This is a genomic window from Sorangium sp. So ce295 (assembly GCF_051527405.1).
Lineage (GTDB): Bacteria > Myxococcota_A > Polyangia > Polyangiales > Polyangiaceae > Sorangium > Sorangium cellulosum_B.
In genome coordinates, this window is record NZ_CP150324.1 from 4,949,904 (window position 1) to 4,969,321 (window position 19,418).

The following is a 19,418-nucleotide window of genomic DNA, read 5'->3' on the forward strand; positions in this document are numbered from 1 at the left end:
TCAGCCGCCGGGTGGCGGGCCCATGCCGCCGCCGGGCGGCCCTCCCATACCGCCTGTCGAGCAGAGCTCGTCCGCGAGCGAGGAGCGGATCACGAGCGTCTTCCACGCGAGCAGAGATCCGTCCGCCTGCTTTTCGGTCGAGAGGAGGTACTCCTCGCCGCCATAGATGGAGTCGCTCGCGTTCGTCGTATCCGGCTGTCCGAGCGCCGCATAATCGGGGTGTCCCGCGAAGAGCTCGGCGGTAAGCTCTTCCGGGAAGAAGAGCTGAGACGTCACGTACTCTTCGCCTCCGACGCGCACGGTGAAGTGGATATGGATGGCGCGACCGGAGTACCAGCCCGGATAGCAGGTGTCGAAATCGACCCGTCCCTGCGCGTCTGTCGGCTGCATGCCTCGGAAGTACCTGTGGCTCAGGGCGTCCTCATCCCCACCCGTGCACATGTCCACCGCGTCGTCCCCCGAGTAGAGGCCGGTGTTGCGCGTGTGCCAAATGTCGATGGTGGCCCCCTCGATGGGAGCGCACGCCTCGTCCACGACGCGCAGTGCGAGCCGGACGGGCAAGCCGGGGTAGCCTTCGCTGATGTCCTTCCGCTCGATCGTCTGCGCGTAACAGGGACCCAGCGTCATCGCGCACGTCAGAGCACAGGCGGCGCCTTGGCCATCGGTGAACGGATCCCGGTAATCGTCCGATATCGAGCCCGTGCCACCCGAAGCCCAGTCACCCCCGCCGCCGGTGCCCGCCTGGCCGCCGGCACCCGCCTCGCCGGTGCCGCCGCCCGCTCCGCCTGCGCCGCCCGTCCCCGGGGTCGAGTCGGCGCCTCCGCAGGCGGGGAGCGCGCCGAGCGGCGCGAGCGCCAGGCCCGCGCCGAGGCCGCGCAGGAGGGTCCGGCGTGTGAGGGGGTGAGGTGAGGGGTCGTTCATCGCGTCGCTCGTCATCCTGGCTCCTTCTTCGATGGTCGGTGTCCGAGCGTGCGCGCTGCGTGCGCCGCTCCTCGACACCTCCGCAGCATGGAACTCATCTCTTAAGGAACTCTGAAGCGCCGGTCGCAAACGTCACATCTGTGATGTGCACGCGCGTTGCGCCGCGCAGGAGGCCTTGGCGCGCTAGGATCGTCCGCGCTCCGGACGAGCGCGGGGCGCGAGGAAGGGTATGTCGAAGCGTGTGCTGGTGATCGAGGACGATCAGGACCTCGGCGCGCAGGTCGTCCAGCGCCTGCGGGACGCCGGGTACGAGCCGACGTGGTGGAGAGAGGGCCGCCGCCTTCCGCCGGGCACGCTGCCGGAGGTCGAGCTCGTCGTGCTGGATCTGATGCTCCCGGGCGCCCACGGGATGGACATGCTCAAGGACCTGCGCGAGCGCTCGGATGTGCCGGTCCTGGTGCTCAGCGCCCGCAACGACACGGCGGACAAGGTCCGCGCGCTGAAGCTCGGCGCGGACGACTACATGACCAAGCCGTTCTGGCCCGAGGAGCTGGTCGAGCGCGTGCGCGCGCGGCTCCGCCGCCCGGCGCTCGAGCGCGGCGACGTCATCGAGGTCGGTCCGCTGCGCATCGATCGCGCGGGGCGCGAGGTCCACGTGCGGGGCCAGCGCGTCGACCTCACGCGCGTGGAGTTCAGCCTGCTCGCCGCGCTGGCGGAGCGGCCGGGAGCGGCCGCGACGCGACGGTGGCTCGTGGAGCGCGCTCTCGATCCGGAGCGCGACGGCACCGAGCGCACGCTCGACGTCCACGTGTCGCGGCTGCGCAAGAAGCTCGGGCGCGGGACGTTCATCGAGACCGTCTGGGGGATCGGCTACCGGCTGGTCGCCGAGCAGGAAGCGTGAAGCTCCGCCAGCGGCTCGCGGTCACGACCATCGCCGCGGTGCTCCCGGTGATGCTCGCGCTCTCCTGGTACGACGCGGTCCTGCAGCACCGCGCCGCGGAGCGGATCCTCACCGAGTTCGTCCACGCGCGCATGGCCACGGGGCGCGAGGAATGCGAGGCGGCTCCGGCGTCCTGGGGCGGCGAGACCCCGCGCGGCCCCGGCCCGGGCGCGCGCCCGGGCCGCCCTGGCCCGCCGGGTGGACCTCCACCGCGTCGTGGGCCTCCGCCGGGGGAGCGCCCGGACGCTGAGGGCCCGCCGCCCGCCGGGCTCCCGCCCCCGCCACCACCCTCGCAGGATGGGTTCGGGAAGCGACCTCGCGCGCGGCCGGCCGTGCTGTTCGCGTACGACGCGCAGCTCCGCGCTCAAAACCCGGCCGCGCCCGTCATCCCCGAGACGCTCGCCGCGACGATCCAGCAGGACGACGTCGCGGTCCAGCCGTTCGCGTGGGGGAGCAACGAGGTCGAGGTGCTCGTGCGCATGCCCTGGAGCGCGGGGCCGTGCGCGTTCGTCCTGGCGCGCGGGACGACCGATCCGGCGTGGGGATCCATCCTCCCCGCGACCGAGCTCTGGCTCCTCCCGATGGCCGTCGTCCTCGGCGCGGTGCTCCTCGCCGCGGGCCCCGTCGTGCGGCGCATCCGCAAGCTCACCGAGGCCGTGCGGCGCTCGGCCTCCACGAGCTATGGGAGCGCCGTCGAGGTCGCCGGCCGCGACGAGATCGGCGAGCTCGCGCGGGCGTTCAACGCAGCGGGCGGCGAGATCCGCGCGCAGCTCAAGGAGAAGGATCGGCGCGAGGAGGCGCTTCGCCATTTCCTCGCGAACACGACGCACGACGTGATGATCCCGCTGACCGTGCTGCAGGGACACCTCGCGACGCTCCGGCAGCGCGCGGCCGAGGGCCAGCCCGTCGACGTGGGCGTGCTCGTCTCGGCGATGGACGAGGCGCATTACATGGCGTCGCTCGTGCACAACCTCGCGACCGTGGCGCGCCTCGACGCGGCGGAGGCGGCGCTCCAGCGGAGCGACGTGGACCTCAACGCGCTCGTGCTGCGGGTCATCGGCCGCCACCGCCCGATCGCGCGCCAGGTCGGCGTGGCGATCGAGGGCGCCGTGCCCCCCGAGCCGCTCATCATCCAGGCGGACGTGACGTTGATCGAGCAGGCGGTGAGCAATGTCGCGTACAACGCCATCCGCTACAACCGGCCGGGCGGGCACGTCGCCGTCATCCTGGAGCCTACCGCGCCCGATCGCTTCTCGCTGCGCGTGCTCGACGATGGACCGGGCATCGATCCCGGCGCGCTGTCGAGGCTCGTGGAGCGGGGGGCGCGCGCGGATCAGGCGCGCACGCGCGCGCCGGACGGGCAGGGGCTCGGGCTGCACATCGCTTACCGTGCGGCGGAGCTCCACGGCTTCCGCCTCAGCCTGCGGCCGTCGGAGCCAGGTGGGCTCGAGGTGGAGATCGAGGGCGAGCGGTCCGGCCCGCGCGACGTCTGAATGTTCCAGCGCAGGCGTGCAGGGACGCCGCCGCTCACCCCTCCGACGGCGCGAGGCGCCGCCTCGCCCTCGATGGGACGCGGCGATCTCAGGGGATCTGCACCTCGGCGGACCCGATCTTCTTCGGATCGTTCGGCTCGTTGAGGTTGTCCCAGCGGCGGTATAGCTCGACGGCGACAGCCCCCTTGCTCAGGCCCTTGATGGCCATGTCGATATCATAGCGGCAGTCGCACCCGGCCACGGCCCCGGGGTCCATGTCCACGGGCTGCACGAGCACATCCACCCTGCCGCCGGCGGTCCGGACGAACCCTTCCACTCCCTGGTCGCAGCGGAAATGCGCGGCGCGGTACTCGATGTGAACAGCGCCGCGCTCGGGCGTCGCCACGAGCGCCTCCTGCACCGTGTCTTCGGACACGCCCGCCTTGCACTCGCTCTGGGTGAGGCCCTCGATCGCCTCTGCATCCTCCCAGCCCTCGGGCAAGTCCGCCCCGCCACAGCCGACCACCAGGAGCGCCGCGACCATCCACGCCATGCTGTGCATCTCGTCCCTCCGGTGAGCTCTCATAGCAACGTGTGTGCCTGGTGTGTGCCCCCAACCTCACAGGGCGCAGCGGCTGATCGCGGGGGACATCCGTGTCGCGGGTGTGCCATGGGCTCTTCGGTCGCTGTGGGATCGATGAGCGGACCGCCGCACGACGGAGGTACGCTGCGATGATGCTGGCGACTGGCCACGCGAGGAGCGAGCGGCCCGAGAGGTGTCCACGCCGCTGAGCAAGACCTTTCGGATCGAGGAGGGCGTGATGCGGCGATCGCTGGGGCTGATCTTGTGCTTGTCGATGGCGACCGTAGTTGCGGCTTGCGGGGACGACCCGCATGGGGGTGACGGGGGGACAGGCACGGGCGGCGCCGGAGCGACGAGCTCCTCGGGAGCCGGCCCGGGCTCGGGCGGCTCGACGCCGGAGCCTCCGGTGCATGAGGGGGATGGCCCCGCGGCAGGCAACCCGGAGGGGAGCTGCGCTGTTCCGGCCGAGGCCCAGGCCGCCGACACCTCGTCACCGACGACGGTGATCGGCGACGGGACGCCGGAGAGCTGCACCTCGGAGGCCGTCGTCAGCGCCGTCGCGGCCGGCGGCATCATCACGTTCGACTGCGGCCCGGAGCCGATCACCATCACGCTCGAGGAGACGGCGAAGATCTTCAACGATACGGGCCCCGAGATCGTGATCGACGGCGGCGGGCTCGTGACCTTGAGCGGGGGCGGGCAGCGGCGGATCCTCTACATGAACACCTGCGACGAGGCGCAAGTCTGGACGACGCCGAACTGCGACAACCAGGACCACCCGCGCCTGACGGTCCAGAACCTCACGTTCTTCGGGGGCAACTCGACGAACGATGACGACGAGGGCGGCGGAGCCATCTTCGCGCAAGGCGGGCGCCTGAAGGTCGTCAACTCACGCTTCTTCAACAACACGTGTGATCCGACCGGCCCCGACATCGGCGGCGCCGGGATCCGGGCGTTCATGCAGTACAACGGCCTTCCGCTCCACGTGGTGAACAGCACCTTCGGCGGCGCCGAAGGCTACGGGAACGAGTGCGCGAACGGCGGCGGCATCAGCAGCATCGGCGTCTCGTGGACGGTCATCAACAGCCTGTTCTCCCACAACCGCGCGCTCGGCAACGGCGGCAACCCCCCGATGGCCGGGACGCCGGGCGGCGGCAGCGGCGGGGCCATCTACAACGACGGCACCACGATGACGCTCACGCTCTGCGGGACCCGGATCGAGCGAAACGAGGTGAACGCCCACGGGAGCGCGATCTTCTTCGTGAGCAACGATCACACCGGAAACATCGTCATCGACCGGTCGGTGATCACCAACAACATCGGCGGATCGTGGTACCCGACCTATCCGCAGATCTCGAACCACGATGACACGCCGATCATGGTCACGGCGTCGACCATCGAGTGAGGGCGGCCGGTAGGGCCCGGTGGGCGCCGCCGGCGCCGCGACGGCGGAGCACGCGCCGAGGGCGGGCGCCCGGCCGTGACCGCATCCGGTCACACTCCGCCGCCGCCGCGCGATGAAGGGGGATGCCGAACCGCCGCTCGCTCCCCGGACCGCATCACCTGCTCGCGCTCGCGCTGGCCGCGGCGCTGACCGCGCCCGCTGCCACCGCGCGCGCCGAGGCCTGCGCCGCCACCGAGAGCCAGGCGCTCCCGGACGCGCTGCCGATGCGCGACTTCGCCGCCCGCCTCGGCGAGCGCATCGACGCGTGCGCCGCCGACGCGCGGCGCCCCGACGCCGAGCGCTTCTGCGCGGAGCACGGGCTCGAGTGCGGCGCCGGGCGGGTCCGCGACTACGTGCGCGTCCGGACGCTCTTCGAGATGACGCGCGACGGCGGTCCGTTCCGGCTGCGCTGGAGCATCACCGATCGCAACCCGACCGCCTGGCACATCTGGGCCGCGTGGAGGCAGAGCCCTCCGCTCGCGTCGTCGGCCGGGCCCTCGGCGACGGCGGAGTGTGACGAGCTCTCGGCGCTCTTCGCCGGGCTCGCGCGCCGGCTCGACGTCCGCGGGGTCGGCCTCTTCTGGCCGACGTGGAACCACACGATCGCCGCGTGGGACGTGGCCCCGTCCGTCCGCGTGCTGGTCCCGACGTCGCAGATCTTCCTCTCGTGCGACGCGACGTTCGATCGGACCACGTTCCTGCCGTCGAAGCAGCGTTTCGTCTACGAGCTCCGCCTGACCGACGCGCTCGACAGCGTGCCCGTGCCGCGGCCCCTGGCGGCGTTCCTGCTCGATCAGGTGGCGCACTACGCGGGCGCGTCGCTCGACGTGCTCGCGATGATCAGGACGCACCGGGCGCTGCGCTACGGATCGAGCGTACCGGCGTCCTGCGGTGAGGGCGCCGCCGCGGCGGCGAAGGCGCTCCACGCGCGGCCGCTCTCGCCGGCAGACCGCCGGGCGCTCGCGCGCTACGGGGCGACGGAGCTGGGGCTCGCCGCGCCGTCGGCCGAGGCGGCGCTCGCGCAGATCGCGCGCTGACCGCGCCCCGCGGCGCTCAGTCCTCGCCCTGGACGCGATGGATGATGTACCTCGCGGCGAGCTTCCCGAGCTGGCTCGCCGCGGTCCGCGCGCGCCCTCCGCTCGACGGGTTGGTCAACGAGGCTGGCACCGCGGTGTCGATCAAGAACTCGTCGAACACGCCCCCGGCCGGATCGGTGAGCTGCACCATCGCCTTGAGGCGCGTGTTCTTGTTGAGCACGACCGCGAAGATGCCGGGCTCGTAGAACGTCACGTTCGCGCGGAGGAAGAACGGCGCGTCGGCTGCGCTCCTCGCCCTGACGATGGCGACGCCCTCCGACGCCGCCGTCGCGATCAGCGCTTCGGTGAACTCCTCGTTCATCGCCGCCTTGTCCTCCTGCCAGCTCTGCTGCTGCTCGGCGTCCTTCTCCGCCATCCACTCGGCCTCGGAGCCGTCGCCGACCTGGAGGCCGTAGAAGACGATCGGGACGACCCCGAAGCGCCCCTGGCCGTAAAACGGGTTCGGCACGGCTTCACGCATGGTCTTCCAGGGGTGCCCGCACGCGGCGAGCAGGGGAGCCAGGCAGAGCATGAAGATCCAGAGCGCATGGCGACGGTGCACGGAGGGCCTCCTTGGGAAGCGTCAGCGGTGAGTGGTGAGCGGTCAGCTGTCAGCGATGACGGCGCGGCGCGGCGACGCTCAACCGCCGAGGATCGACGAGAGCCCGAGATAGCAGGCCCAGGCCACGACGGCGCTCACCGGGATCGTGAGCACCCACGCCCAGAGGATGCGCGTGGTCACGCCCCAGCGCACCGCGCTCACCCGCTGGCTCGCGCCCGCGCCCATGATGCAGCCGGTGATCACGTGGGTCGTCGACACCGGCATCCCCATGAACGACGAGGTCAAGATGGTCGCCGCCGCGCTGGTCTCGGCGGCGAAGCCATGAATCGGCTTGAGGTCGATGATCTTGGTGCCCATGGTCTTGATGATCCGCACCCCGCCCGCCGCCGTGCCGAGGGCCATGGCCGTCGCGCAGGCGAAGACCACCCAGAGCGGCACGTGGAAGTTGCCGTGGTCCGAGGGGACCGCGCCGTACGCGACGAGCGCCATCGTGATGATGCCCATGGTCTTCTGGGCGTCGTTGCTCCCGTGCGAGAGCGCCATGAAGCCAGCGGAGACCATCTGCAGGATCCGGAAGCGCCGATTGACCACCGCCGGCCGGGTGCGCCGGACGATCCAGAAGATGGCGATCATCCCGAGGAAGGAGATCGCGAAGCCCACGAGCGGGCTGATGATCAGGCTCTTGACCACCTTCAGGAGCCCCGCCCCCTGCACGGCCGCGGCGCCCGCCCGCCCGGCGCCCGCGCCCACGAGCCCGCCCACGAGGGCGTGAGACGACGACGATGGGATACCGAAATACCAGGTGAAGAGGTTCCAGAAGATCGCGCCGACGAGGGCGCTGAGCACCACCACCTGGGTCACCGCCGAAGGGACGATGAGCCCTTTCCCGATGGTGCTCGCCACCGCCGTGCCGGTGAGCGCGCCCCCGAAATTGAACAGCGCCGCGAGCAGCACGGCGGTGCGGATGGGGAGGACTCCGGTGCTCACCACCGTGGCGATGGCGTTGGCCGTGTCGTGGAAGCCGTTGATGTAGTCGAAGATGAGCGCGACCACGATCACGAGGGTCAGCGTGACGAGGAGAGTGTTCATGGCGCGCCCCTCAGGCGTTCTTGATCACCAGCGCCTCCAGCGCGTTGGCGACGTCATCGCAGGCGTCGAGCGTGTTCTCGAGCCCCTCGAGGAACTCCTTGTGCTTGATGAGGTGGATGGCGTCCTTCTCGGTGTTGAAGAGCTCGACGATCGCCGAGCGGAATATCTGATCGCCGTCGTGCTCGAGCTTGGCGATGGCCTTGCAATGCCGGTTGATCTCGGCCACCCGCTTCATCCCCCGGAGCAGCTTGACGGCGCTGTGAATCTCGGAGCAGCCTTCCAGGATCTTGGCGGCGAGCACCTGGCTCGCCGGCGGGAGATCCTCCATCGCGTGGACCACGACCCGCATCATCGTGGAGTGGACGCGATCCGAGACGTTCTCGAGATCCGTCGCCAGGGCGTAGATGTCGGAGCGATCGAGCGGCGTGACAAACGTCTTGTTGAGAGCGTCGTAGACGTCGCGGATCACCGCGTCGGCGGCGTGCTCGACGTCGGTGATCCGCGAGACCAGGGCTTGCCTCTCGCTGGCGCTCCGGGCGCTGCAGCACTCCGAGAGGACGTTGGCGCTCTGCAGCGCGCAGTCAGCGCCCCGCTCGAGCAAGTCGAAGAAGTGCTCTTCACGAGGTAAGAGCGATTTGATGACCCGATCGAGCCACATCATGAACCTTTCTTGGCGGGCGGGCGCATCCTAGCACGAGCGCGTGACGCTCGATGGAGACGCTTCGCGCCCGACAGCCGCCGCCGCCGCTGTGTAAGGGTTTATCGAAGCGTTGTGTAGGGGGGTAAGAAAAATCTACCCTCGTGTCCGTGGTCGCGGGCGTCTCGAGGGGAACGTCGGCGGTCGCGGTGGGTCGGGGCCTGCGCCGCCGGGGGTCGCTCGACGCCGCGCCCACGCCGGAGCAACTCAGCGGCGGCGGGACCACGCGCCGGGCGGGACGCCGGTCCAGCGCTTGAACGCGCGGGTGAACGCGGCGACGTCGGTGAACCCGACCGCGAACGCCGCCTCGGTCACGGTCGCGCGGTGCGCCGCGAGCAGCTCCTCGGCCATCGCGCGCCGCGCGTCGTCGACGATCGCCTGGAAGCTCGTCCCCCGCTCGGAGAGGCGGCGCTGGAGGCTGCGCGCGCTCTGGCCGACGGCGCGCGCGACGTGGTCGAGCGTGGCCTCGCCCTGCGGGATCGCCGTGCGCAGCTCGCGCCGCACGCGCGCGAGCACGTCCTCCTCGGCGCGCGGCAGCACGCGGTGCTCGCCCGCGGGCAGGCCGAGCGCGCGCTCGAGCTGCTGGGCGAGGAGCGCGAAGAGCATCGGGTCGGTGGTGCTCATCCGCGCGTCGAGGAGCGCCCTCGGGTACTCGACCTCGGCGCGCGGCTCGCCGTAGCGGATGGGCGCGCGGAAGACGCTGCGCGCGAGCGCGTCGTCCAGGAGCGGAGGGCGCACGAGGCGGACGACCGTGGGCTCGCGCGGGGGCGTCGCGGCGCGCCGGAAGCGCAGGACGGTGGTCGCCGCGAGGTAGTCCCACACCGCGCTCGGGGCCGTGTGGCCGGGCGCGAGCGCGAAGCGGAACGTCACGTGGGCCGGCCCCTCCTCGAACGTGTGCGCGGCGGCGTCGTGGATGAGCCGCTGGAAGCGCAGGAACGCCCGCACCGCGCCGCGCACGTCGCCAGCGCTCGCGAACGTGTACTCGACGAGCGACTGAGGCGCGGCGTCGACGAGCACCGCGGCGCGCAGGCCGAACGACTCGTCCGCGGCCGAGAACGCGGCCCACGCGCGGCAGAGCTCGTCGTGCGTCACCCGCGCGTCGGCGCGGCCGAGCACCGCGGGGTCGACGCCGACCCGCGCGCACACCTCGGGCGGCGCCACGCCGTCGCGCTGCGAGGCGGTCACGACCGCGATGCCGAGCGCCTGCGCGAAGACCGTGGCCGGCTGGGTCGCGGGGCGCGGGGTCACGGAGGAGGAGCCAGGGTTTCTGCGAGGGGCGGCGGCGTCAAGCGGCGTTCCGCCTGGCCCGCCCTTGGCTCATGGTTTGCAGACTCTGCAGATGCAGATTGCGGGGGCGCCCGGCGCCGTGGCCCCTCGTTGCTGCCATGGCAGCAGCCGGTGGGGATTCGCTGCTGATCCGCAGCTGCGGCACGGGCACTCCGCGAGGGCCGCTCACCGCTCTTCCGACAGCGCCACGCGAGCGGGTAAGGTGGTCGTCGATGCTGGCCTTTCTCAGGAAGCGGCGGCGCGACGCCGTCCGCCGTGAGCCCTTTCCTCCCGCGTGGCGCGAGATCCTCGACCGGAACGTGCCCTGCTTCGGCCGCCTTCCGGCCGAGGACCAGCAGGAGCTCCTCGGGCATATCCAGGTCTTTCTGGACGAGAAGCCGTTCGAGGGGTGCGGCGGCCTGGAGATCACAGACGAGATCCGGGTCACGGTGGCGGCGCAGGCGTGCCTCCTCCTCTTGCACCGCGAGACCGACTACTACCCTGAGCTCGAGGTCGTCCTCGTTTACCCGAGCACCTACGTGGCCCGCGGCCGGGAGGTGCGGGAGGGGGGCGTCGTCGTCGAGGGCGATCACGCGCGGCTCGGAGAGTCGTGGTCGCGGGGGTCGGTCGTGCTCGCGTGGGACGGCGTGCTCGCGGGCGCGGCGGACATGAGCGACGGTCACAACCTCGTGCTGCACGAGTTCGCGCACCAGCTCGACCAGGAGGAAGGGCCCGCCGACGGCGCGCCCGAGCTGCCCGAGCGCTCGATGTACGCGGCGTGGGCGCGCATCCTCGGCCGCGAGTACGAGCGCCTCCTCCGCGACGAGGCGAGCCTCAAGCGCACGGTGATCGACCCGTACGGCGCGACGAACCCGGCCGAGTTCTTCGCCGTCGTCACCGAGGCCTTCTTCGAGAAGCCTCGGAAGCTCAGGGCGAAGCACCCGGAGCTCTACGAGCAGCTGAAGGCGTTCTACTGCCAGGACCCGGCCGGCCGGTAGCGGCGCCGCTCAGCGTCGGCGCCGCGCGGGCCGATCGCCCGAGCGCCGCCGGTCGTGGTATCTCCCGGCTCCCCCGATGGCCCGAAAGCGCAAAGGCAGGTCCCGCAAGGGCGGCGCGTCCTCCGCTCCTCGCCCGGCGTCTCCCGCGTCGCCTGCGGCCGCCGCGCCGCCCGTGAGGCGCGTGCGCTCCTTCCGCCTTCGCCTCGACATCACCGCCCTCGAGCTCGCCTCCGGCCACGACGGCCTCCTCCGCGGCGCGCCCGAGCCTGTCCTCCTCCTCGCCGCGTACCTCCTCGTTCCCCATGACCCGAGCGGCGCGGCGGCGCTCACGCCTCCTCGTCCGCTGGGCCGCACCCTTGTCCGCTTCCGCCCGCCGGAGGGCCGCTTCCCCGCCGTCGTCACGCTGCGCGCGCCGCTCTCGTTCAAGGCCCGCGCTCGCGCCCGCGAGGACGACCGCGTCCTGCTTCTCGCCCTCGCCGTCGAGGAGGACGCGGGCAAGGAAGTCGAGCGGCTCTACGCCCACCTCACCGACGCAAAGCACCTTCGCCTCTGGGACCTCGACGCGCCTGTCCCCGCACCGCAGGCGCCCGCCGAGCTCATCGCTGCGCCGTACCTGCGGGAGAACGCGGCTCCGGTGCGCGTCGGCGTGCTCGACGACGGCGGCGATCTCCGCGACACCTGCCGCGAGGACGATTTCGTCGGCGCCTGCGCGGCCGTCGTCTCGACCGCTCGCCACGAGGACACGCTCCGCTTCCACTTCGTCTCGGCCGACGGCCGCAACGACTGGACCGCCGTGACAAGCGTCAGCGTCGACTGACGCCCGCCCTCATCGGCAGGGGCGTCAGGGCCAAGGGGCGTCGCGCTCCGCCGGCGCTCCGACACGGACCCGATGTCGAGGCGGGACACGACCCCATGCGCCGCATCATGGAGCAGGCGCTGCCCGACGGCGAAGCGCGTGACCGTCGATCATCCACCCGGGCAGGGCGCGCCGGCGCGGGCCCAGGTCTCCCACGCAGCGACGAACTCGGCGTAGGGCGTCGGGATGGGCGTGCGGCCAGCGCCAGGGTTCCAGCCCCAGGTCACGAGGGGATCCTCGAGGTGGACGCGCAACGCCGCCATGTCCTTGCCGCCATTGCGCTTCGGATCCTTGATCTGCTCGCACAGGGCGCCCGGGGCGACACCGACGAACACCATCGGCATCTCCGGAGGCGGCATGTGCCAGCCCTTCGCGACGCCCGGCGGCACGTGCGTGCCAAAGCTGTTGGGCGGGTTGGTCGGCCCGTGGCACGTCGTGCACTCCGCGCCTGGCATGCCGTGGCCTGTCGGGCCGCGGAGCACGAACTGCGTGTGCAGGCGGCCCTCGTCGCCCTGGAGCGGCACGTCGCCGGCAGGGTGACAGTTCTGGCAGCGAGGGTGCTGGAGCACGCCGCGCACGGTCTCGAACGCGGCGAGGGCCGTCTCGCGGCTGACCGGCGACGGCGAGGGCGCCGGCGAGGCCCCGGGCGTCTGTCCCCCGCACGCGGCGAGGAGAGAGGCGAGGACAAGAGAGGATCGGATCATGGTCAGTTCCTACGCGAGGCGAAACGGAAGGGAGCGCAGCCGCTGCTTGGTCAGCGCGAACACTGCGTTTGCTACGGCCGGCGCGATCGGCGCGGTGGCGGGCTCCCCGATGCCGCCCATCTTGGCCTTGCTCGGGATGAGATGGACGGCGATGCGCGGCATGTCGAACATCCGGAGCATGGGATAGTCGTGGAAGTTGCTCTCCTGGACCTTCCCCTCGGCGATGTTGATCTTGCCGTAGAGCGCGGCCGTGAGGCCGAAAGCGACGCTTCCCTGGATCTGCGCCTCGATGCCGAGCGGGTTCACCGCCGTGCCGCAATCGACGCTGCAGGTGACCGAGTGGACGCGGATGCGCCCCTTCTCGATCGAGACCTCGGCCACCTCGGCGATGATGGAGCCGAACGACTCGTGCATCGCGAGCCCCCGCGCCCGCCCCGGGGCGGGCGCGGTGCCCCAGCCGGCCTTCTCGGCGGCGACCTTCAGGGCGTTCGCGTGCCGCGGCTTGTCCTTGAGCAGCTCGAGGCGGTACGCGAGCGGATCCTGCCCTGCGGCGTGCGCCAGCTCGTCCACCATGCTCTCCACCGCGAAGGCGGTGTGGGTGTTGCCGACCGAGCGCCACCACAGCACGGTGACCGGCGTCCTCGGCGAGTGCAGCGACACGCGGAGCGCGGGCGTCCGCTCGACATAGGGCGACTCGGCGATCCCTTCCACCGAGGTCAAGTCGACGCCGTTCCTCGTGACGAACGCCTCGAGCGGCGTGCCGGCGACGATCGACTGGCCCACGACCACCTGATCCCACGCCGACGGCATGCCGCGCGCGTCGACGCCGACCTGGATCCGGTGGACGAAGGCGGGGCGGTAAAAGCCGCCGCGCATGTCGTCCTCCCGCGTCCACACGACCTTCACCGGCACGCCGGCGGCCTTCGCGACGATCACGGCCTCCCCGACGAAATCCGCCACGGGGCTGGCGCGCCGCCCGAAGCCGCCGCCGAGGAAGGTCGTGTGGATCTGGACCTTGTCGGGCGTCGTGCCGAGGATCTTCGCCGCGGCCATCTGGTCGCCGGTCTGGAACTGCGTACCGGTCCAGATCTCGCAGCGATCGCCGTCGATCTTGACCGTACAGTTGAGCGGCTCCATCGGCGCGTGCGCGAGGTAGGGCACGTCGTACTCCGCCTCGAGCCGGGATTTGGCCGCGGCGAGCGCGTCTTCCACCTTGCCGACGCTGGCGGCGACGGTGCCGGGCGTCCGCGCCTTCGCGTGGAACTCGGCGAGCAGCTTGGCGCTGTCGGCCCCGCCTCCCTCGGGCTGCGTCCACTCGGCGCGGAGCGCGTCGCGCCCGAGCTTGGCGGCCCAGAAATGCGCGGCGACGACGGCGACGCCGTTCGCGGTGGGGACGACCTTCTCGACGCCGGGCACCTTGAGGGCGTCGGCCGCGTCGAACTTGACGAGCTTGGCGCCGAACGCCGGCGGACGCAGCACCACGGCGGTGCGGAGCCCGGGGAAGTGCACGTCGAGCCCGAACTGCGCCTTGCCCGTGATCTTTTCCGGCGTGTCGATGCGGCGCACGAGGGTGCCGATCAGCTTCCAGTCCTTGGGGTCCTTCAGCTTCACCTTCGCCGGCGGGGCGAGCTTCATCGCCTCCTCGGCGAGCTGGCCAAAGGTCAGCTTGTCCTTGCCGTGGGTGACGACGCCGTTCGCGGCCGTGCACGCCGCGGGCGAGACCTTCCACCGGGCGGCCGCCGCGCGCAGCAGCATGTCCTTCGCCATCGCGCCGACGGTGCGATAGCGCTCGAACTCGCTGTTCGTCGTCGTCGACCCCCCGGTCATCTGGAACTGCAACGCCGGATGGCCGTAGACCGGCGCGGCCGGCGCGTGCTCGGACCGCACCTTCGACCAGTCGCACTCGAGCTCCTCGGCGATCAGCATCGCGAGCCCGGTCCAGATGCCCTGGCCCATCTCGGAGTGCGCGAGCACCACGGTCACGGACTCGTCGGTACCGACGCGAACGAACGCGTTCGGCGAGAGCGGCGGCGACTGCGCCGCCTTCGGCGCGGCGCGGACCCCCTGCGGGACGTAGAAGCTGATCAGCAGCCCGGCCGCCGAGCCCGCGGCCGCTTGCAAGAAGTCACGCCGGGAGACGGTCACTTGCCACCTCGCTTGAGCCTCGACGCGAGGATCACCGCTTCGCGCACACGAACGTACGTCCCGCAGCGACACACGTTGCCGGACAGCGCAGCGTCGATGTCGGCGTCGCTCGGATCCGGCTTCTGTTCGAGCAAGGCGACCGCGGTCATGATCTGCCCGGACTGGCAGTACCCGCACTGGACGACGTCGGCCTGCGCCCACGCCTGCTGCACCGCGTGCGACCCGTCGGGCGACAGGCCCTCGATCGTCGTCACCTTGCGCGTGCCGACGCTGGACACCGGCAGGACGCACGACCGCGTGGGTTTGCCGTCGAGGTGGACCGTGCAGGCGCCGCACTGGGCCATGCCACAGCCGTATTTGGTGCCGGTCAATCCCAGCAGATCGCGGAGCACCCAGAGCAGGGGCATCTCTGGACTGGCATCCACGTCACGAACAACGCCGTTGACATCGAGCTTCATGGCCGTTCAGGCCATACTTTTGGGCCGGCGCGCCGTCAAGCGACTGCACATGTTCTTATCATTTCTTTACCATCGGTCATCGGCCCGGGGCTCGCCCGCGCTCTGTCACGCTCGCACCCCCCGACCGCGAGCGGCCGAGCGGCGTGGAGGGCGATCGGTCACCAGCGTCGCCAGCGTCGCCAGCGTCGCCAGCGAGGATGAACGCCCTGGCGGGAGCGCCACGAAGGGTGAATGATGCCGAGCGCATGAACGAGCTTGAGCGGATCGTGCGCGAAGCGGCGACATTGGTCGCAGAGCGGTCACCGTTTCTCCTCGCGACGGTCGTGCGGGTGTCGGGGTCGTCGTACCGGCGTCCGGGCGCGCGGATGCTGGTCGCCGGCGATCGCTGGGTATCCGGGTGTGTGAGCGGCGGCTGCCTCGAGGGCGACGTGATGCTCCGCGGAGAGCACCGGTGCCGCGATGGCGCCGTGGTGGTCACGTACGACTCGACCACCGAAGACGGGGAGACGTGGGGGGTGGGGCTCGGCTGCAACGGCGTCGTCGATGTCCTGCTCGAGCACGTCGCGGCCGGCGCGACCCACGACGCGCTCGCGTTCGCCGCCGCCTGCTTCGCGGAGGAGAGCGCCGGCACGCTGGTCACGGTGATCCGCTCGACGGCCGGCGCGGTCCGGATCGGCGCGCGCCTCGCGTTCGGTCCGCCGTGCGCGCTCGCGCACCCGGTGACCGATCCGGCCGCGCGCTCCGCGATCGAGGCCGCGGCGCGGGGGCCGGCCGGCGTCGTGGAGCTCGACGGGCTGGGGATCACCGTGCTCGTCGAGAAGATCGCGCCGTCGCCGCAGCTCTTCGTGCTCGGAGGCGGGCACGACGCGGTGTCCATCGTCACGCTCGCGACGTCGGTCGGGTTCCGGGTCACGGTCGCTTGTCCCACGATCCGCCAGGGCGCCCGGTTCCGCGCCGCGGATCGCGTCGTCTCGACCGGCGGCGCGGCGGATCGCCTCCGCGCGCTCATCGACGCCGCGGCCGAGCCGTACGTCGTGATCATGCACCATCAGGTCACGCCGGATCGCGACGCGCTCGCCGTCGCCCTCGCGTCGCGCGCCCGCTACATCGGCGTGCTCGGGCCCGCGCGCCGCACGCGCGATCTCCTCGCCGAGATCGGCCACCCCGGCGACGATCCGCGGCTCCACGCGCCGATCGGCCTCGATCTCGGCGCCGAGACGCCCGAGCAGATCGCGCTCTCGATCGTGGGCGAGCTCCAGGCCGTCGCGCGCCGGGCGCAGGGGGGAAAGCTCCGGGCCCGCGCCCGGCCTCTGCATGCGCGCGTGGCGCTCGCCGTGCTCGCCGCCGGCGGCTCACGTCGCCTCGGTCGCCCCAAGCAGCTCGTCGAGCTCGACGGCGCGCCGCTCGTCCGGCGCGTGGCGACCACGTGCGTCGAGGCGCGATCCGGACCGGTCGGCGTCGTGCTCGGCGCCAGCGCCGGCGCGGTCGCGCGCGCGCTCGGCGATCTGGAGGTCGCGCACGTCGCGAACGATGGCTGGGAAGAGGGCATCGCCTCCTCGGTCCGCGCCGCGGTCCGGTGGGCCGAGGCCTCGAAGGCCGACGCGCTCCTGATCGCGCTCGCGGACCAGCCCCTGCTCACGGTCGAGCACGTCACCGCGCTGCGGGACGCCTGGCTCGCGGGCGCGCCGATCGCCGCGTCGCGGTTCGGCGGCGTCGTGGGCGCGCCGGCGGTGTTCGACCGATCTCGCTGGGACGCGCTCTCGCGCCTCCAGGGCGACCAGGGCGCCGGCCGCCTGCTGCGCGTCGAGGACGTCACGGCGATCGACTGGGCGGGCGGGGCGATCGACGTCGATACGGCCGACGACGTGCGCGCGCTCGGCGGCCACGCGCCGGCGAACCCGCCGAGCTGATCACCAGCAGCTGTAGTCGTAAGCGGTGTGCAGCGTCTCCGCGACGCGCTCGACCAGCAGATCGCCGTCGAAGACGTAGGTGAAGGCCGGAAGGGAAGGGCTCGGGGTGCCGTCGAGCGGGCTCCGCCCCTCCTCCCGACGGAGGAGCCGGCAGCCATCGTAGACGATCTCCGCCGCGATGCCCGGCCCCTCCTCCGCGAAGGAGTCGAACGTCACCTGCACGGGGCGCCCCTGGTCATCGAAATCGTACCTGACGGCGTAAGTATCGTTGCCGTAGGTGATCGTCCGCGCGTCGTCGTCGTAGTCGATGTCGAGCACGCGGGTCTCGTTCGGGCCGCTCCGGGTCATGCGGACCATGCGCCCGCCTTCGTACTCGTAGGTGTGCGTGAGGGTATCGCCGCTCTGGGCCTGTGTCTCGAGCGCTCCGACGACCCGTCCGCCATCGTACTCGTAGACGAACGACACTTCCCCGCCGGTGTCTTGCGTGTCCGTCTGGGAGCACGGTCCGGGGTGAGGTCCAACCATCCATGGTCCGAGCTCCGGCATGGGGACGCGGCCAGCGAGCTCTGGACAGCCCGTCGCGCCGCCGCCCCCGCCTCCCTCACCGGATCCGCCGGCGCCGCCCGAGCCTGTCGAGGCCGTCGAGCCTGAAGCGCCGGCGCCCCCGCTCCCCGACGTCGACGTCCCGTCGGAGGTCTCGTCTTCACCGCAAGCCACGAGCGTGAGCAGGCACATCGTGGCGAGGGTTCCGCATGTTCTGAAGACAAATCGATGCATCTCTCTCCTCATCCGTCAACCTGGGTCGGGTCGCCGGGTCATCGCGCCCCGGTCGTGGGAATGTCAACCTGGGGCGGGTTCCTCAGACATCCTGGTACGCGACCGTGATACCGGATATCCGACCTTGGCCCTCGAGCAACAAGCCGGTGGGGCCAAGGAGAACCTTGTCGACCGAATTGAGAACGAAGCCTGGCTCCAGCTCCGGCGGCCCATCGCCGAGCCAGCGGAGGAGCGCCTCGTGCGCGAAGAAGCGCGCGAGCTCCCTGGCGAGGACGGGGTGCTTCACTGCGTCTGCCGCGCCCGGGAAGTCCGCGTCGATCAGCGCCCTGTCGAGCGCCTCCGTCGGCTCGGGAAAGCGCCTCGTGTCCTCGATGAGCGCCGGAAGCTGCCCGGGCTCTTCCAGGAAAGCGACGAAGTATGCGCCGGGGAGCTCCAGGGAGTAAAAAATCAGGGGCACGTCCGGGGTGCGCCAATGCTGGCCGAAGTTCATCGCGCGAACCGACAACGATTCGAAGGGCACCGGCCGGCTGTCGACGAAGGCGGACGTCCTCGACTCCAGGAACCGGGCTCGCAACGCGCGTCGGCTCAGTCCGGCGATCGACATCATGAGGTCAGGCCGACATCGCGGTGCGCAGTGAACGCGAGCTCCTTCAGGATACTTTGATCGCAAGCGCAGCTCATGGCCTCGACAGCACCGCCGGGCTCTGCGCAGAGCGGGCCCGGCGGACACCCGAGCGTACCTATCCGCGGCAGCCCTGGCAACCGGTGATCCGGCCGAGCGCCGAGCCTCGATGACGGTGCGAGCGCGTCAACGCCTGTTCCACGTGATCGAGGCACATCGACCGCCCGCGATGACAGCGGGTTGACCCGCAGCCGGGATCGAGCGCGCCGCCGGTTGACGTCTCGCGCCGGTTCGCAGTAAGTGGCGTCCCATGCATAGAGCCCTCGCCCTGGCTGCGCTGCCGCTCCTGGTCCTCGCGTGCGCCCCCGCGACGCTCCAGCCCGTCGCGCCGGCGGCGCCAGCGCCGGCCATTGCGGCGGCGGCGCCCGACGCCCGCGAGCAGCAAGCGCTGGGGGAGCAGCTCGTCGCCGCCTTCAACGACGCCTGGAACCGTCACGACATGGACGCATTCGCCGCGCTCCAAGCGGAGGACGCCGATTTCGTGAACATCTTCGGGATGTGGTGGCATGGGCGGGCGGAGATCCGGGCGAATCACGTCGGCATTCACAAGACCGTCTTTTCGAAGAGCCGCCTCGCCAGCGTGCGTGTCGAGACACGCTTCATCGCGCCGGAGCTCGCGGTGGTCCGCTGGGCATGGGAGCTGACGGGCGTCGTCACCCCGGATGGCCAGCCCGTGCCCGACATGCAGGGTATCCTTGTGCACGTGGCGCGACGGGAGGGGGGCCGGCTCCAGATCGTGACGACGCAGAACACGCAGGCCACGGCCGACGCGTTCCGCGCGGTGCGCGCCATGGATGCCCCGGCCCGACCCGCCCAGTAGCCGCCCGCGGGCGCGTCC

At 71.6% G+C, this 19,418-nt stretch carries 19 protein-coding genes; 8 read left to right on the plus strand and 11 right to left on the minus strand.

Going from position 1 to position 19,418, the window contains the following annotated elements; all coding sequences use genetic code 11:
- The gene (locus WMF11_RS18690; RefSeq protein WP_437978418.1) at window positions 1-936 is read right to left on the minus strand and encodes a protocatechuate 3,4-dioxygenase; all 936 of its coding nucleotides are present in this window, start codon (window positions 934-936) and stop codon (window positions 1-3) included.
- A gap of 214 nt (window positions 937-1,150) precedes the next feature.
- Here WMF11_RS18690 and WMF11_RS18695 point away from each other — a divergent pair, with 214 nt between their 5' ends.
- Both WMF11_RS18695 and WMF11_RS18700 read left to right on the plus strand, forming a co-directional pair.
- The gene (locus WMF11_RS18695; protein ID WP_437909729.1) at window positions 1,151-1,822 is read left to right on the plus strand and encodes a response regulator transcription factor; all 672 of its coding nucleotides are present in this window, start codon (window positions 1,151-1,153) and stop codon (window positions 1,820-1,822) included.
- Window positions 1,819-3,354 (plus strand): sensor histidine kinase, encoded by a 1,536-nt coding sequence (locus WMF11_RS18700; RefSeq protein WP_437909730.1) that lies wholly within the window; start codon window positions 1,819-1,821, stop codon window positions 3,352-3,354. The genes WMF11_RS18695 and WMF11_RS18700 overlap by 4 nt, the downstream gene beginning before the upstream one ends.
- 88 nt (window positions 3,355-3,442) lie before the next feature.
- Here WMF11_RS18700 and WMF11_RS18705 read toward each other — a convergent pair whose 3' ends face one another.
- The gene (locus WMF11_RS18705) at window positions 3,443-3,895 is read right to left on the minus strand and encodes a hypothetical protein (protein WP_437978419.1); all 453 of its coding nucleotides are present in this window, start codon (window positions 3,893-3,895) and stop codon (window positions 3,443-3,445) included.
- Between the two features lie 295 nt (window positions 3,896-4,190).
- Between WMF11_RS18705 and WMF11_RS18710 the strand changes: the two genes are divergently transcribed.
- Entirely contained in the window at window positions 4,191-5,321 is a 1,131-nt protein-coding gene (locus tag WMF11_RS18710; protein WP_437909732.1) for a hypothetical protein, read from the plus strand.
- Window positions 5,322-5,443: 122 nt separating this feature from the next.
- Window positions 5,444-6,397, plus strand: a complete 954-nt coding sequence (locus WMF11_RS18715; RefSeq protein WP_437978420.1) for a hypothetical protein — start codon at window positions 5,444-5,446, stop codon at window positions 6,395-6,397.
- A gap of 16 nt (window positions 6,398-6,413) precedes the next feature.
- On the opposite strand, the gene WMF11_RS18720 is transcribed toward WMF11_RS18715, so the two are convergent.
- The 4 genes from WMF11_RS18720 to WMF11_RS18735 form a co-directional block, all read right to left on the minus strand.
- On the minus strand, window positions 6,414-6,998 hold the full coding sequence (locus WMF11_RS18720; protein WP_437553389.1) for a hypothetical protein: 585 nt from the start codon (window positions 6,996-6,998) through the stop codon (window positions 6,414-6,416).
- Window positions 6,999-7,076: 78 nt separating this feature from the next.
- A complete protein-coding gene (locus tag WMF11_RS18725; RefSeq protein WP_437978421.1) occupies window positions 7,077-8,087 on the minus strand; it encodes an anion permease in 1,011 nt (336 codons plus the stop codon).
- A gap of 10 nt (window positions 8,088-8,097) precedes the next feature.
- Entirely contained in the window at window positions 8,098-8,748 is a 651-nt protein-coding gene (locus tag WMF11_RS18730; RefSeq protein WP_437978422.1) for a DUF47 domain-containing protein, read from the minus strand.
- A 243-nt stretch (window positions 8,749-8,991) separates the two neighbouring features.
- Window positions 8,992-10,032, minus strand: coding sequence for an AraC family transcriptional regulator ligand-binding domain-containing protein (locus WMF11_RS18735; protein WP_437978423.1), 1,041 nt, complete (start codon window positions 10,030-10,032; stop codon window positions 8,992-8,994).
- 251 nt (window positions 10,033-10,283) lie between these two features.
- Between WMF11_RS18735 and WMF11_RS18740 the strand changes: the two genes are divergently transcribed.
- Window positions 10,284-11,048 (plus strand): zinc-dependent peptidase, encoded by a 765-nt coding sequence (locus WMF11_RS18740; protein WP_437553398.1) that lies wholly within the window; start codon window positions 10,284-10,286, stop codon window positions 11,046-11,048.
- Between the two features lie 76 nt (window positions 11,049-11,124).
- Window positions 11,125-11,865 (plus strand): hypothetical protein, encoded by a 741-nt coding sequence (locus WMF11_RS18745; protein ID WP_437978424.1) that lies wholly within the window; start codon window positions 11,125-11,127, stop codon window positions 11,863-11,865.
- 149 nt (window positions 11,866-12,014) lie between these two features.
- On the opposite strand, the gene WMF11_RS18750 is transcribed toward WMF11_RS18745, so the two are convergent.
- Genes WMF11_RS18750 through WMF11_RS18760 form a run of 3 tightly spaced genes read right to left on the minus strand, consistent with a single transcriptional unit; the run spans window position 12,015 to window position 15,211 of the window.
- A complete protein-coding gene (locus WMF11_RS18750) occupies window positions 12,015-12,608 on the minus strand; it encodes a hypothetical protein (RefSeq protein ID WP_437909738.1) in 594 nt (197 codons plus the stop codon).
- A gap of 9 nt (window positions 12,609-12,617) precedes the next feature.
- Complete coding sequence (locus tag WMF11_RS18755) at window positions 12,618-14,753, minus strand: molybdopterin cofactor-binding domain-containing protein (protein ID WP_437978425.1); 2,136 nt, start codon at window positions 14,751-14,753, stop codon at window positions 12,618-12,620.
- A complete protein-coding gene (locus WMF11_RS18760) occupies window positions 14,750-15,211 on the minus strand; it encodes a (2Fe-2S)-binding protein (RefSeq protein WP_437909740.1) in 462 nt (153 codons plus the stop codon). The genes WMF11_RS18755 and WMF11_RS18760 overlap by 4 nt, the downstream gene beginning before the upstream one ends.
- Window positions 15,212-15,456: 245 nt before the next feature.
- Between WMF11_RS18760 and WMF11_RS18765 the strand changes: the two genes are divergently transcribed.
- Window positions 15,457-17,121: an NTP transferase domain-containing protein gene (locus tag WMF11_RS18765; RefSeq protein WP_437978426.1), complete on the plus strand. Its 1,665-nt coding sequence runs from the start codon at window positions 15,457-15,459 to the stop codon at window positions 17,119-17,121.
- Here the strand turns inward: WMF11_RS18765 and WMF11_RS18770 are convergent, their stop codons facing one another.
- Window positions 17,122-17,898, minus strand: a complete 777-nt coding sequence (locus WMF11_RS18770) for a hypothetical protein (RefSeq protein ID WP_437978427.1) — start codon at window positions 17,896-17,898, stop codon at window positions 17,122-17,124.
- A gap of 82 nt (window positions 17,899-17,980) precedes the next feature.
- Window positions 17,981-18,355 carry a hypothetical protein gene (locus tag WMF11_RS18775; RefSeq protein ID WP_437978428.1) on the minus strand — a complete coding sequence of 125 codons (375 nt, stop codon included), beginning with the start codon at window positions 18,353-18,355 and terminating at the stop codon, window positions 17,981-17,983.
- 475 nt (window positions 18,356-18,830) lie between these two features.
- On the opposite strand from WMF11_RS18775, the gene WMF11_RS18780 reads away from it, so the two are divergent.
- Window positions 18,831-19,400 carry a YybH family protein gene (locus WMF11_RS18780; RefSeq protein ID WP_437978429.1) on the plus strand — a complete coding sequence of 190 codons (570 nt, stop codon included), beginning with the start codon at window positions 18,831-18,833 and terminating at the stop codon, window positions 19,398-19,400.
- Window positions 19,401-19,418 lie beyond the last annotated feature (18 nt).

What these genes read in the sequence shown, in the direction of transcription:
- WMF11_RS18745 (WP_437978424.1), top strand. Translation starts at nt 11,125, where the DNA reads ATGGCCCGAAAGCGCAAAGGCAGGTCCCGCAAGGGCGGCGCGTCCTCC.
- WMF11_RS18780 (WP_437978429.1), top strand. Translation starts at nt 18,831, where the DNA reads ATGCATAGAGCCCTCGCCCTGGCTGCGCTGCCGCTCCTGGTCCTCGCG.
- WMF11_RS18705 (WP_437978419.1), bottom strand. Translation starts at nt 3,895, where the DNA reads ATGCACAGCATGGCGTGGATGGTCGCGGCGCTCCTGGTGGTCGGCTGT.
- WMF11_RS18725 (WP_437978421.1), bottom strand. Translation starts at nt 8,087, where the DNA reads ATGAACACTCTCCTCGTCACGCTGACCCTCGTGATCGTGGTCGCGCTC.
- WMF11_RS18730 (WP_437978422.1), bottom strand. Translation starts at nt 8,748, where the DNA reads ATGATGTGGCTCGATCGGGTCATCAAATCGCTCTTACCTCGTGAAGAG.
- WMF11_RS18750 (WP_437909738.1), bottom strand. Translation starts at nt 12,608, where the DNA reads ATGATCCGATCCTCTCTTGTCCTCGCCTCTCTCCTCGCCGCGTGCGGG.
- WMF11_RS18770 (WP_437978427.1), bottom strand. Translation starts at nt 17,898, where the DNA reads ATGCATCGATTTGTCTTCAGAACATGCGGAACCCTCGCCACGATGTGC.
- WMF11_RS18765 (WP_437978426.1), top strand. Translation starts at nt 15,457, where the DNA reads ATGAACGAGCTTGAGCGGATCGTGCGCGAAGCGGCGACATTGGTCGCA.
- WMF11_RS18760 (WP_437909740.1), bottom strand. Translation starts at nt 15,211, where the DNA reads ATGAAGCTCGATGTCAACGGCGTTGTTCGTGACGTGGATGCCAGTCCA.
- WMF11_RS18710 (WP_437909732.1), top strand. Translation starts at nt 4,191, where the DNA reads ATGGCGACCGTAGTTGCGGCTTGCGGGGACGACCCGCATGGGGGTGAC.
- WMF11_RS18690 (WP_437978418.1), bottom strand. Translation starts at nt 936, where the DNA reads ATGACGAGCGACGCGATGAACGACCCCTCACCTCACCCCCTCACACGC.
- WMF11_RS18715 (WP_437978420.1), top strand. Translation starts at nt 5,444, where the DNA reads ATGCCGAACCGCCGCTCGCTCCCCGGACCGCATCACCTGCTCGCGCTC.
- WMF11_RS18740 (WP_437553398.1), top strand. Translation starts at nt 10,284, where the DNA reads ATGCTGGCCTTTCTCAGGAAGCGGCGGCGCGACGCCGTCCGCCGTGAG.
- WMF11_RS18695 (WP_437909729.1), top strand. Translation starts at nt 1,151, where the DNA reads ATGTCGAAGCGTGTGCTGGTGATCGAGGACGATCAGGACCTCGGCGCG.